Origin of the sequence: Anaerovorax odorimutans DSM 5092 (genome assembly GCF_000426305.1) — a bacterium.
Lineage (GTDB): Bacteria > Bacillota > Clostridia > Peptostreptococcales > Anaerovoracaceae > Anaerovorax > Anaerovorax odorimutans.
This window is the reverse complement of the sequence record NZ_AUFC01000028.1, coordinates 22,811-35,234: the sequence shown is the minus strand read 5'-3', so window position 1 is coordinate 35,234 and position 12,424 is coordinate 22,811. Positions and strand designations below refer to the sequence as shown.

10 protein-coding genes are annotated in these 12,424 nt (G+C 33.0%); all 10 read right to left on the bottom strand.

Features of this window, described 5'->3' with window-relative positions:
• Window positions 1-402: 402 nt before the first annotated feature.
• Window positions 403-1,449 carry a hypothetical protein gene (locus K292_RS0110460; protein WP_027399795.1) on the bottom strand — a complete coding sequence of 349 codons (1,047 nt, stop codon included), beginning with the start codon at window positions 1,447-1,449 and terminating at the stop codon, window positions 403-405.
• A 91-nt stretch (window positions 1,450-1,540) separates the two neighbouring features.
• Window positions 1,541-1,672: a hypothetical protein gene (locus tag K292_RS19310; RefSeq protein WP_281168548.1), complete on the bottom strand. Its 132-nt coding sequence runs from the start codon at window positions 1,670-1,672 to the stop codon at window positions 1,541-1,543.
• Between the two features lie 264 nt (window positions 1,673-1,936).
• Window positions 1,937-3,118 (bottom strand): serpin family protein, encoded by a 1,182-nt coding sequence (locus K292_RS16825; RefSeq protein WP_051280646.1) that lies wholly within the window; start codon window positions 3,116-3,118, stop codon window positions 1,937-1,939.
• Between the two features lie 135 nt (window positions 3,119-3,253).
• A complete protein-coding gene (locus K292_RS0110445) occupies window positions 3,254-3,751 on the bottom strand; it encodes an AAA family ATPase (RefSeq protein WP_027399794.1) in 498 nt (165 codons plus the stop codon).
• A gap of 795 nt (window positions 3,752-4,546) precedes the next feature.
• Window positions 4,547-5,746, bottom strand: coding sequence for an FprA family A-type flavoprotein (locus K292_RS0110440; protein ID WP_027399793.1), 1,200 nt, complete (start codon window positions 5,744-5,746; stop codon window positions 4,547-4,549).
• Between the two features lie 54 nt (window positions 5,747-5,800).
• Window positions 5,801-7,702, bottom strand: coding sequence for an acyl-CoA dehydrogenase family protein (locus tag K292_RS19645; protein WP_084145975.1), 1,902 nt, complete (start codon window positions 7,700-7,702; stop codon window positions 5,801-5,803).
• A gap of 451 nt (window positions 7,703-8,153) precedes the next feature.
• Window positions 8,154-8,327, bottom strand: a complete 174-nt coding sequence (locus K292_RS18670; RefSeq protein WP_330364957.1) for a hypothetical protein — start codon at window positions 8,325-8,327, stop codon at window positions 8,154-8,156.
• A 290-nt stretch (window positions 8,328-8,617) separates the two neighbouring features.
• Window positions 8,618-10,006: an AAA family ATPase gene (locus tag K292_RS0110425; RefSeq protein ID WP_027399792.1), complete on the bottom strand. Its 1,389-nt coding sequence runs from the start codon at window positions 10,004-10,006 to the stop codon at window positions 8,618-8,620.
• Between the two features lie 333 nt (window positions 10,007-10,339).
• A complete protein-coding gene (locus tag K292_RS16815; protein ID WP_330364956.1) occupies window positions 10,340-11,215 on the bottom strand; it encodes a carboxypeptidase M32 in 876 nt (291 codons plus the stop codon).
• Between the two features lie 700 nt (window positions 11,216-11,915).
• The gene (locus tag K292_RS0110415) at window positions 11,916-12,116 is read right to left on the bottom strand and encodes a hypothetical protein (protein ID WP_027399791.1); all 201 of its coding nucleotides are present in this window, start codon (window positions 12,114-12,116) and stop codon (window positions 11,916-11,918) included.
• Window positions 12,117-12,424: the final 308 nt, after the last annotated feature.

Here is a 12,424-nt window from a genome sequence, read left to right as displayed (position 1 = left end):
CAGGAGTATTAAAAAATGTCCATACTGCGGCAGTGAAAACATTGTCAAAAGTGGACTTTCACCGCCATTTTGGCAAACCGAATAAATTTTTTCAAGCTTCCTTGCGAGGTTAGCTTTGCTATGCCTATTTTAACATTTTAGTATAGGTATATATATTGCTTTCTTGATTTTTACCCATAATATTCTTAAATTGTGTAGAAACGAACAGTTACAATCCCCATAGCAATTACATATAGCTCCGCGTTTTCGTGCTATGGAATTATCCAACCCTGCCCCTCTAAGTTTGCTAAAATTCAGAGGCATTTTTTTGCGCAGAATCGGATAATTCTCTATTCATAATGGGAAACTAGTATGGAAAAATAAACAGCCAAACTCGGATGTCTATTAAAAGAAAAGATAAAATCAATTAACAAAAACAGTAGTTATAATATATCGATTCATTTCATCAGGCAGCGAATAACCAGTTATATAGTTGCCACTCGAACCTTGTTCTACATACACCTGACCATCAATTAATACTAGATAGACATGTCTGTATGCCATGTGGTCTTTGCTGTATGCGAGCAATTCGCGTTCATCATAGCCGAAAATAGGGGTGTCGGGTTGCGCTGCCTTTTCGAGTTCAATATATTTCTGCGGAATTTCAACACTCATTAAATCCTGCCCAGATTCCAGGGCTTGCTCCAACTCATTGAACACTTCAGTATTAACAGTGACATCTTGTTCAATATTAATATACGGCCTATGGCGGCGTTCCCCATTGCCTTCGTCTTCCGTATAAGCACTATATTCACAGGTGAGTTTTTTTGTCTCGTAATTGGAGATCTCCGCATAATAGGCTTTAATTGAATCAAGCTTGGATTCCTGGCAAAAAACATCATTGCCGACATTGCCACTTACTTCGTAAAACTCGAAGCCGTTTTCGTTAACAATTGGGTATATTGTTGACATGCTGAGCTTCTCTCTTGAACTACCTGTCAGCAAAAATGTCATAGCATCGTTAAATGCATTGCTGGTTGCTGGATCATAGCTGATATTTGCAACTGGTTCACCGCGCTTAGCTTCGGTTGAACAAAGGAAAAATGGTTCTTCCGAGAACCCCTCGCGAAACTGAATGTATTTCTTTCCATCCATCTCAAACCAATTTGTAGTTGATTCGTATTCACCAATCGGCCAATAAAGTACTTCTCCCGATTTTGCATAGACAATATCAGTAATCTGACTACTGTTCGCAATATGTAAAAAGACAATGTAGCCAATAGGTATACATGCAACTAAAATATTGAAAACCAATATTACCATAGGAATAACAAACCATTTCTTTTTTACAAGTTTGCCTTTGCGCTTCTTTACCCTACGAAATATCAAAAATACCGTGCTTACAACTATAAAAAACATGGCAATACAAAATAAAATCACCATAAGCATCATAAAAAATACCGCTCCCATATTTTGCCCTCCTTCTAACCTATTTAGTATATTGGTGTTTTTTATCACCTAATGTCTAATGTGAAAATATAAACATAATGCACCATTCAAATCATACTAAACAACGAGTACACCACTGCTCTATCAAATAGTCAATCAATATTTTGATTTTCCAAGGTAAAACATTTTCAAAATATGCTTTACAAGCTTCAATACTATCAAATCCAAATACTTTCCCAGACATTTTATCAATTCTCATATTTTCATCTCCATTATAAAAAGCAATATAAATTATTTTAACTTATAATTATTAGGCTAATATTTACTTTAAAGATAATACTTAAATTCAAGATTTTTGAACATGCAATTAAAGCAATCTTCATAAAATCCTTCCTTTCTTAACATTTAATCTAACCTGTTTGATTTCCTTAAATATTTGTTTTTTCTAACGTATTTTGTAGATATTTTATATGCTTGTCTACTTACCCATCATAAACATAATAGGAAATTATACTGATGGATTATTGCACACTCCCATAAATATCAACGTACCATCAGAGGAAGTAATACCATAAATAAAAGGTCTATTTAAAATCATTTCAGCGCTTTCATCTGGGCATACTACACCATACATATCTATCTGTGTAAATGCAGAAGCTTCTACTCCGTTTTCGTCTATAGAAATTTTCGTCTGCTGCAAAACTTGTGATATTGACGTCTTTTCCTTCGTAATGCCGGATAAATCCGCTTTTTCTTCAAAAACATCTGTCACCCCCATGGTATTTAATACCTCCTTTAGGCTGCATTGAGTATAAAAATCAAATTTAGGGATTGCCCATTTTACTCTGCCAAAATGTACATTTCCATCCTCAAACAATGCTTTCATAGAATGTTGACAAGAAAGCAAATCAGACACAGTCACACCTTCATCTGGTAAAATAAAAACCATTTGCGCACCCCCTTTTAAATCAAGGGAAGAACGCATATAATTTTCGCCTATCACAAAGTTCATTGTGTCACTCTTATGCATAAAATCAGCCTTTGCATCCCCTTTTTCCCCGTGAAATGCTTCTTTTTGTGTTGATTTTTTATTAAATTCATTGACCCATTCATCGCAGAAATAGATCGTATTAATAATAGATAGAGTCTGTTTTGGGTTAAGCTCCAAGTTCGGTGTTAATGTACCGTTTGTATTTTCTGAAATCCACTCAGCCATTGCTTTTTTAGTATCCTCATAAGAAAAGTCTACTGAAAAAGTAGACATATGAAAATAGTTTTCTGCATTAGAAACAAAAGTATCATTAAACTTTTTATTTTCATTCAACCATAATGAATTTGCGATCTTCAATTTGCTAATTTTATTATCAGAATAAAGAACCTTATATAACTCTTCACACTGCGCTGACAGTTTCTTTTCTGAGGATACATTTAGCAAGTGAAAAATCTGTTGTTGTGTTTTACCACTCGCACCACTTCCCACTACTGCCAGTGCATAATAAAGAGATACTGGAGAATAATTAAAATTATCAGTCCTATCCTTTAAAAGAACTTTGGCTGTATCATAAGAAAAATTATTAACAGCTTTAATAAAATGTTTCTCAACCTCATTGGCATCAGATGACACGTTACCACAACGGCAAATTAAAAAAAGAATAGTAATGATTAAAATCACAGCAACAAATTTTCGCATAAAATACTCCTATTACCATTTATTTAGCATTTAGTAAACAATTTTGAATACAACTTTAAAGTGTAAACATAATGCGCAACTGAACTTTATTTTTATACTACAGATTATGCTCTAATCCAATAATAAAATTGGGATTTAGCAGTTATGAATAATATAATCTGCTGCTTGTTCTATATTAATTTTCGATACATTCACTTTATATGTATTGAGTTTTTCATAAAGAGGTATGCGTTCTATACTTCTAGTGATCACATCTTCTGTACGAATACCGGCATCGACATCCTTTTTCAGACGAATCTGTAATGCTTGTTTATCACATACTAAAGATATCAAATGAATTTTACAGTTCACCGTGTCAAGACGCGAAAGAATATCATCGATGATACTTTGCTCATGCATAACCCAGCAAAACACGATATTCTCGTAAGCGAGACACTTGATGAAATTGTTTAGGAGGAAGCAAATATTCTCTACCACCATTTGCTTCGTTTCATTTGTCACTTGAAACGGGTGCATATCCCAGCACCAATCCCCATCAAGGAAAACACAGTTTTTCAACTTATATTTTATGATTTGACAGGTAGCTGTTTTCCCTACACCCATTGTTCCGCCAATTAAAAAAACATTTTTCATTCATAAACCTCTTAATTTTCATTTATCCTATACTACCCATTATCTATCTCTTTCTTTTATGTTTTTATAAACACAATCATTAATAAAAAACTATAATCTATTAATTGAACTAATTATTTAAGTTTTCTGTTAGTTGTACACTAAGACCTTCTACTTTTCTAAATGCTGGTAGACCCATATCAATTTCTATAATATTAACTATTATCCAGCAACCATGAATCCCAAGGCTATTCAATTAAACACAATACCAGCTTACCCAAATGCACATTATTACTAAAATGATATTTTAAATATACCTAAAATTCTTTTCCCCTTAAAAATATATCTATTTTCTAAATTTTATCACATATTTTTGTCGCATTTTGTCATTTTTTAGGATAAAATAGCACAAAAACACTTTACAATCTTTATGTAAAGGTAAAACATAATAAAGATAAATTATACTGTCATATTCAAAAAAATTTATTTATCTTATCCTTCATCGAATAATAAAAGAAAACGTCAATTTTAAGCACATTGACTTCGTCGGGGCTATATGGTTGAAATACACTAAAAAATATGCGTATTCAATGGTACACAATAGTGCACTATAGAATACGCATATTATATTTATTTACTGAAATTATGACTCGATATTCTTCATGAATTTAGCTGACCAAGGCAGTCATTTCTCTACATTAATAATCTTAATCCTGTGATATCAAATTTCTTTCATGCAATTTATTTAAAAACCTTAGAATTAATACTTTAGGATATGAAACGAGTACCTTTCTTCTTTTTATGGTACAATATTTATTATTTCATCGACTCTATAATGCTCTCTGCCAGATCATTGAATATATCTTGATCATCATCCTTCATACTAGAATTTAAAGAAACTTCTTTCTCTAAGATGGTCATTTCTTTCATATCTTCTAAACATTCTCGCATCAATTTACCTGACTGCGGAGCCCAAGAACCATTTTCAATCAAAGCAACTGTACGCTTTTGAAGATTTAGCGCCTTCATATCTGACAAATAGTTCAGCATTGGCGGATAAATATTCAAATTGTATGTAACGCTTGCAAGCACAATATGACTGTACTTAAACGTTTCTGAAATCAAATAAGATACATGCGTTTGCGATACATCATACATAACCACATTCGTCATACCCTTTTTCACAAGCTTTGTTGCCAAATCATTGGCTGCTGCTTCAGTATTACCATACATAGACGCATATACAATCATAACGCCTTTTTCTTCTGGTTCATATCGACTCCATTTATCATATTTATCAAGTAAGTATTCAAAATTATTGCGCCATACCGGCCCATGAAGCGGACAAATATACTTTATATCCAAACCGCCGGCTTTCTTTAAAAGTGACTGCACATGGGGGCCATATTTACCCACTATATTAGTGTAGTATCTTCTGCCCTCGTCTATCCAATCACGTTCACTATTCCATTCATCATTAAACAATTTTCCGTCAAGTGCACCAAATGTGCCAAAAGCATCTGCTGTAAACAATACACCATCTGTTGTATCAAAGGTTACCATAGCTTCCGGCCAGTGCACCATAGGAGCAGCTACAAAAACAACCTTATGTTTTCCAAAAGACATTGTATCGCCTTCTTTAACTATCGTTTGTTTCCCATCAATATGGAATCCGAACTGATGCATAAACAACACCGCTTTTTCCGAAGCTATGATCTTCACATTTGGATAACGAAGAAGTATCTCTTCAATACAAGCCGCATGATCCGGTTCCATATGATTAATGACCATATAGTCTAATGGTCTCCCTGCAAGCACATGCTGGATATTTTCAATAAAAGTCCGACAAATTGACCAGTCTACAGTATCAAACAAAACAGTTTTTTTATCTAGTAACAAATACGAATTATATGAAACCCCTCGAGAAATCGGATGTATATTTTCAAAAAGAGCAAGACGGCGATCATTGCCTCCAACCCAATATAGATCTTCTGTTATATTTCTAACACAATACATGAAATTAGTCCTCCTTTATACTAAATGTTTTTTAACAGTCCTTTATCAAATCTTCTAGATTTCTATAAATTCTGCCTTCTCTTCCCCGCAAATCGGACAAGTCCATTCTTCCGGTATATTTTCGAAAAGCGTACCCGGAAGTACCTCACCTTCCATGTCTCCGATAGCAGGATCATACTCATATCCACATCCATTGCAAACATAATGTTTCCAAGAAGGAACAACCTTTTTCGGAACGGCTCTTTTCATTTTTTTCATTGGAGGTGCTTCTTTCTTCGGTTCTCCATTGTCCAATGCAGCTGTCAATATTGGTAAGATTTCTATCAGATCACCAACAATACCATAATCGGAAACTTTAAAAATTTTGGCATTTGGATCATTATTAATAGCAACAATTGTACTGGCATTTTTTATTCCTTTCAAATGCTGCCCTGCACCCGAAATTCCACAGGCGATATATAAATTACCGTTAAATTTTTGTCCTGACATGCCCACATAGCGATTTAGTGGCACATATTTCAAGGTTTCTGCCACTGGTCTAGAAGATCCGATGGCTGCTCCTGCTTGAGTAGCCAATTCTTCAATCAATTTCATGTTTTCTTTTTCACCAATTCCTTGCCCTGCACTAACCACTCTTTCCGCTTTCGTAATCGGTGTATCAATAGGAATTCCTACTGTAAAATCATAACCATCTGCTTTTAATGCTTCGACAAGAGCTGCCACTTTTTCCTCAGAGGTTCCTTCGTTAAACATTACTTTTTTGCGATAGCCCGTAGCCGGTTGATGCTGATTCACACGAACATCAGTCTTTGGCATTTTTCCAATAATATGTGCAGCAATAACCACACGCTGAATCTCATTGGTACCTTCATATATCGTACAAATCTTAGCATCGCGATAGGCTCTCTCTACCTCCATGCCTTTTAAGTATCCTGTCCCACCAAAAATTTGCAAAGCATCATTCACAATTTCCAAACAGACATCAGAAGCATATTGCTTGGCCATAGCCGATTCCATTCCATATGCCTCATGATTTTCTTTCAAATCTGCTGCACTATAAATCATTAAACGAGCTGCCCTCAATTTAGTAGCCATATCCGCTAATTTGAATGCGATGGCCTGCTGATGGCAGATGGGTTTTCCAAATTGAATTCGTTCTTTTGAATATTCTAAGGCGTGTTCATATGCCCCTTGAGCAATACCAAGAGCCTGGGCTGCAATTCCAATACGTCCACCATCCAATGTAGACATTGCAATTTTAAAACCGTCCCCTTCGTTTCCTAATAAATTTTCTTTTGGTACTTTAACATTATTAAAAATAAGCTCACCTGTAGCAGATGATCGGATACCCATTTTATCGTAATGCTTTCCGATGCCAAAGCCTTCCCAGCCTTTTTCTACAATAAATGCACTGATTCCGCGTGTACCAATATCCGGTGTAGTAACCGCAAAAATTACATAAGTGTCTGCCTCTCCTGCATTGGTTATGAAGATTTTGCCACCATTTAAAATATAATAATCCCCTTCTAAAACTGCCGTAGTTTCGGTACCACCGGCATCACTGCCCGCATTTTCTTCGGTCAAACCAAAGGCACCTATTTTTTCGCCCTTTGCTAGCGGCACTGCATATTTCTTTTTTTGTTCTTCAGTTCCGTATGTAAGAATTGGATAAATCCCAAGTGAGGTATGTGCAGATAAAATGACTCCTGTTCCACCATCTACTCTTGCTAATTCCTCTACTGCAATAGCATAGCTAATCACATCCAGTCCTGCCCCGCCATACTCTTTTGGATATGGAATTCCCATCATCCCCATTTCAGCTAGCTTCTTAAACGCTTCGGATGGGAATTTATTTTCCTGATCCAAAAGAAAAGCTACCGGCTTTACTTCTTCTTCCGCAAATCTTCTAATTTCTTGTCTTAGTTCTTCATGCTGCTCCGTAGTCTTAAAAAACATACATTTTCCTCCTCATACAATAAAATTTATAATAATTTTTTATAAGGATATCATTTTCTTTGTTTTATCATTCATATGGGATAATTCGCTTTTCATCAATTGAAATAGCATTCATCTCTTAAAATTCATTTTCATTTGATAAATCGGCCACTTTTATGATTGCTATTTTTTACTACCGTTCCATGGAATCAACAACCCTTCGGTCAACTTAAAGTATAAACTCCTTATATTTTTTCTTATTCCCTTATTTTTCTACTTAAAACTTAATTTTCTTATTTTTATTAATAATAGTTAACGGTTTTTTACCATTTTATAGTAAAATATATTTTATTGTTTAAAAAATTGGGGAATGTAATATAGTTTATAAAACACTATACCGTGTAATTGGATTCTTGAATCATATAGAAATGCTTAAAGCCTGACGATTCATCGTTTTTAACTGATTTCATATTTAATCCATAAGACAATATGTTTTCAAATAAGTCCATCTGTCAAAGGCATAACTGGCTATTTTTACAACATCTGCTTTATCAGATTTGACTTTATTGAGAAAATTATAACCGAAATCCTTGATGAGTTTTGGATATGACACAAACATGCTAAAGAGCAGCAATCTAACCTGCATAAAACGAACTTCACGAATGATGAGTTGGTTTATCAGCCTTTCTTAAGGATGCGAAGTACAAGATATGTTTAAAAGGTTTTTGTATTTATGAGATATGATAACAAAGATACTATTAAAATTACAATTAATAACCTTGTTATTTTAGATTTTGAAAGCACTATTTATTATGCTATAGACTTTGAATTTTTTTATAGCAATTCTATTTCAAATGAATTTATAGAATTTTACTCGATATTTATATTAAATTTCATAAAGTTAATAAGTGTATTTACACAATATATCCAAAATATTTACTTGCATAGCAAAACATCGCTTCTTTTCTTAGCTGCTTCAATCAGTTCCTCTGTAAATCCATTAATAGCAAATAGTATAAAATATTCTTTACGGTCATCTCTTTTCCATTCAACAGACTTCACTTTTTCTTCTAGTGCTTCAAGTATATTGATACCAACTTTACCTTCCCAGTATTTACACTCTCCAAAAATAATGCCATTTCCGCTGCTATCCAATGCAACAATATCAATTTCCTTATCGTTATTCCACCATCGACCAACTTTATCGAAAGTGAAGTTCCATTTTTCCTCACTATTCAACTTCCACATTTCTTCTATGCAAATGTCTTCATATACATAGCTGATATGGTTATCGACTAAATTTACTTTTATCTTTTTCATAGCAAGATCTTTGTTTCCCGATTCAATAAATCTTAAATTTGGGTATACAAATTTAAACCAGAAAAGAATAAAGTTATCTTTTATCTTGTATAGTCCTCGTTTACTTTTTTCAGGATTCTCTTCCGTTATAGGTACTTGACGTTCTAATATGTCAAGATCTATTAAGGTTTTAAGATATTTCGTTAGCCCGGTCTGCTTTAATTCCAAAACTGCAGCTATTTTAGCCAACTTTTGATTACCCGCTGCTATTGCTTTTATTACAGAAAAATAGCTTCCTATTTCTGTAACTTCACGTTGCAATAAGAAATTTGGCTCATCATAAAGAAAACTTTGCTTTGACAAAATATTTTTATCAATTGCAGAATATATGTCTTCACTATCATAGAAAAGCTCTATATATTTAGGAACTCCTCCTGTAACAGCATAATACTCAATTAATTCCTTGCGTGTCTTTGCTGGGAAAAATTGTTGATAATAAGAAAACGATATTTGTTTCAATTTTATTTGTCCTGTTCTTCTTCCATATAAAGGACTGGTATAATTTAACGTTTGACTTTCCATCATCGATATCAAAGATCCGCAAAGAATAACCATTATATTTTCATCTTTGAGAATGGTGTCCCATATTTTTTGAAAGATTGAAGGAAACGCATGATTTGATTTTCCTAAATACTGAAATTCGTCTATTACTAAAATCAATTTTTCACTAGCAGTTTTATTTAGAAGTGTTTTAAATATAATTTCCCAACTATCAACTTTTGCATTTTTTAATAGATCATTATCACAAAAGTCTGCCACCGTATCCTTAAATGCATTTCGATTTTGAAGTTCACTTTCTTCAGTCACAAGAAAATACAATGCATTTTTCTTTTTAATAAAGGCAGCAGACAATTCGGTCTTTCCTACTCTACGTCGACCATAAAGAACTACCAGAGAAGAGCCCTTACGATTATATTCGTCATTTAAAAACTGCATTTCCTGCTCTCTATCAATAAAATTTTTCATTCAAATCACCCCTTACAATAATTATACTATATATTATTATAATTTCAAGTATAACTATTATTTGCTAATTCTATTGATTTTATGCTAAAAAATATGGATAGCATCTTTCGTTATATTATTTTGCTTACACCAGTCTTTTATTTTAAGACCACTATTTTGACACTCTTAGATTAGCTGTTTCCAATTTTCCTTACAGAGTTTAGTTTTTACTTTATTTTGTCCATTTGCATAACCTCTCAATTTAAGTGTAAAAAATTGAAAAAGTTTAAACAAAACTTTGAGGATTATTATCACATATTAACAAGCCTAATACAACGATCAGGTTTTAATTGTTTATACACCATATAACTTTCCGAATTTATCGTTGAGATAATCTATAAAGTATTTTGCACTCAATTCCTCGCCTGTAACTTTCTTTATTAATTCAGCAGGCTTTAACGTTGCACCATACTTATGAACATTTTCCTTTAACCATTTAGTAATAGGCACAAAATTCCCACTGTAGATTTTTTTATTCCAATCAGGAATGTCTTTTTTCAGTTTATTGAAAATTTGCGCCCCATACAAGTTTCCCAGTGCATAAGTTGGAAAATATCCAAAGTCACCGCCAGCCCAATGAACGTCTTGTAATACTCCATCAGCATAGTTTTTTGGCTCCACACCCAAATACTCCTTATATTTTTCATTCCAAAGCCCCGGAACGTCATCAAGGTTAATATCACTGTTTATCAGGAGCTTTTCAATTTCATAGCGAATGATTATATGAAGACTGTAAGTTAATTCATCTGCATCAATCCTAATTAAAGATGGTTCCACGTAGTTGATTGCCTTATAAAACGATATAATATCCACCCCTTCAAGTTCTTTATAGGTTTGTTGAAATTTCGGATAAAAATAACTCCAAAACTCCATGCTTTTTCCAAGGATATTTTCATAAAACCGTGATTGAGATTCGTGCATACCCATTAATGCACCTGAGCCTAAAGAGGTTCCCTCAAGTTCATCCGGAATATTTTGCTCGTAGATTCCATGACCACCTTCGTGAATCATAGAGAAAATTGCAGGTCTGAAATCCGAAGTATCATATTTTGTAGTTATCCTGACATCCTTATTCCCAAAGTTCGTCGTAAATGGATGCTCAGATACATCAATTCTTCCTCTTTTTTCGTAGTCATAACCGATATGTCCTAAAATACTTACTTTATACAACTATCGTACTATAATTATTTCCTAGGTTCTTAATACTTAATTATTTTTGATTTGTTCAGGAGTAAGTACATGTCGTGTAAGTTCCATAATAAAAATTGGTGATCCATAGAAAAATAAATACACCCCACGATATAAACGAAATACAAATATAGTGTTTGGTTCTATAATATGCAAAGCCCCCAAGTAATAACAGTATGTAGCCAAGATAACCTGTTACACTGAAAAATACAGAAAAGTCTCTTGTTGTACTGAGTAAAAGAACAATCGCAGAGATAAATTGAACTATAAGAGTAATCACTTCTATATTCGTTAATAATTCCAGATCTTTGCTTTTTATATATTTATATAAAAAAAAGAGTGTTACACAGAAAAAAATTAGACATGCAATAGACAATAATAAATAAATGCCAGGTGTATCTGTTGTAGTTATAACATCAGGAAATAAAACCAGAAGTCTTGCCAGTAATATGATACTTATGAAAAGAGATAAACTAGCTATTATGCGTGAATTCTCTTTTCGGTATGCTTTAATAATGTAAACCAGTGTTACAATTAATAATACATAAATAACTAATCTATGCAATAATAATAGCGTCGGATCATAAAAATAAGAGACCTCACTTGCATATCCATTCATATTGCTACTCACCATCCTCAAATAAAAATCATAAAGCTAACAATATCAAAATACACTTGAGTCTTACCGCCTTTTTTTCATACATAAAATAATGCAGTAAAAAATAGCTAAAATACCAGCTAATAAAACAGCTTGTGAAATCCATCTTCTTATATCAATATTCAAATTATCATTGCATAGATAGAGAAGTACGGAAACTACAAAATAACATAAAACTCCTGCTAGAAATATTAACATAACCCGTAATTTACGTTTTTTTACCATTTAGAATAACCCCCCAATGCTTATTATTCAATAACTAACATATCAATAGTATCATACCTATTATATAATTTTCGAAACAAATCTTTATTTGTTTCGAAAGTTTTATACTTTATGCATTTCTTAGCTTCCCTGTTATCTTATCAAACTTACCATTAAATAACAAATAGAAAAAGTGCCTGAAAAACATATATAATAGATATTTATGAATATCATGTTTATAAATATCGAAAAAGAAGAAATAATATCATAATAATTATGAATGTAGTAATTATATTAGAAAAGCATCCTTCTTTTGTCCACTGCCCTAT